Source organism: Pseudarthrobacter enclensis (assembly GCF_030811655.1).
GTDB classification, from domain to species: Bacteria; Actinomycetota; Actinomycetes; order Actinomycetales; family Micrococcaceae; genus Arthrobacter; species Arthrobacter enclensis_A.
Genome location: NZ_JAUSRE010000055.1, coordinates 1 through 1,913 on the forward strand (window position 1 = coordinate 1; position 1,913 = coordinate 1,913).

Below are 1,913 nucleotides of genomic sequence, written 5' to 3' on the forward strand. Positions count from 1 at the left end.
TGTGTCTGTTGTTTGAGAACTCAATAGTGTGCCAAGTTTGTTGATACCGATTATGTATGTAATTGGTTGAATTTGCCGAATCGTGCCGCCCCTGTGGTATTGGTTTGGTGTTTTTGGCTGGTTTCAAATTTTGTGCAGCCTGGTTCCGCGTTATTTCCGTGGTTCTTGGTTGTGTCTGTTTGTTTTCAACGGAGAGTTTGATCCTGGCTCAGGATGAACGCTGGCGGCGTGCTTAACACATGCAAGTCGAACGATGAACCGGTGCTTGCACTGGGGATTAGTGGCGAACGGGTGAGTAACACGTGAGTAACCTGCCCTTGACTCTGGGATAAGCCTGGGAAACTGGGTCTAATACCGGATATGACCTTCCATCGCATGGTGGTTGGTGGAAAGCTTTTGTGGTTTTGGATGGACTCGCGGCCTATCAGCTTGTTGGTGGGGTAATGGCCTACCAAGGCGACGACGGGTAGCCGGCCTGAGAGGGTGACCGGCCACACTGGGACTGAGACACGGCCCAGACTCCTACGGGAGGCAGCAGTGGGGAATATTGCACAATGGGCGCAAGCCTGATGCAGCGACGCCGCGTGAGGGATGACGGCCTTCGGGTTGTAAACCTCTTTCAGTAGGGAAGAAGCGTAAGTGACGGTACCTGCAGAAGAAGCGCCGGCTAACTACGTGCCAGCAGCCGCGGTAATACGTAGGGCGCAAGCGTTATCCGGAATTATTGGGCGTAAAGAGCTCGTAGGCGGTTTGTCGCGTCTGCCGTGAAAGTCCGGGGCTCAACTCCGGATCTGCGGTGGGTACGGGCAGACTAGAGTGATGTAGGGGAGACTGGAATTCCTGGTGTAGCGGTGAAATGCGCAGATATCAGGAGGAACACCGATGGCGAAGGCAGGTCTCTGGGCATTAACTGACGCTGAGGAGCGAAAGCATGGGGAGCGAACAGGATTAGATACCCTGGTAGTCCATGCCGTAAACGTTGGGCACTAGGTGTGGGGGACATTCCACGTTTTCCGCGCCGTAGCTAACGCATTAAGTGCCCCGCCTGGGGAGTACGGCCGCAAGGCTAAAACTCAAAGGAATTGACGGGGGCCCGCACAAGCGGCGGAGCATGCGGATTAATTCGATGCAACGCGAAGAACCTTACCAAGGCTTGACATGAACCAGACCGGGCTGGAAACAGTCCTTCCCCTTTGGGGTTGGTTTACAGGTGGTGCATGGTTGTCGTCAGCTCGTGTCGTGAGATGTTGGGTTAAGTCCCGCAACGAGCGCAACCCTCGTTCTATGTTGCCAGCACGTGATGGTGGGGACTCATAGGAGACTGCCGGGGTCAACTCGGAGGAAGGTGGGGACGACGTCAAATCATCATGCCCCTTATGTCTTGGGCTTCACGCATGCTACAATGGCCGGTACAAAGGGTTGCGATACTGTGAGGTGGAGCTAATCCCAAAAAGCCGGTCTCAGTTCGGATTGGGGTCTGCAACTCGACCCCATGAAGTCGGAGTCGCTAGTAATCGCAGATCAGCAACGCTGCGGTGAATACGTTCCCGGGCCTTGTACACACCGCCCGTCAAGTCACGAAAGTTGGTAACACCCGAAGCCGGTGGCCTAACCCCTTGTGGGAGGGAGCTGTCGAAGGTGGGACTGGCGATTGGGACTAAGTCGTAACAAGGTAGCCGTACCGGAAGGTGCGGCTGGATCACCTCCTTTCTAAGGAGCACCTACAACTATCCATCACGAACGCATGTTGGTGGTGTGGTGTTGTCAGGAGTAACAGCCCGTTGCACGGACGAATGTTTCGTGGCGGGTGCTCATGGGTGGAATATCAACAAATAGGTGCCTGGTGGCACGGACCATGTGCTAGTACGGATCTTTCGGGGTTCAGGAACGTTGTGTGGTTTGTTCTGCTGGGT

General features: G+C 54.9%; 1 rRNA gene. It reads left to right on the forward strand.

Annotated elements, in window-relative coordinates:
* Positions 1-185 precede the first annotated feature (185 nt).
* A 16S ribosomal RNA gene (locus J2X98_RS22155) occupies positions 186-1,710 on the forward strand.
* The last annotated feature ends 203 nt before the right edge of the window (positions 1,711-1,913 follow it).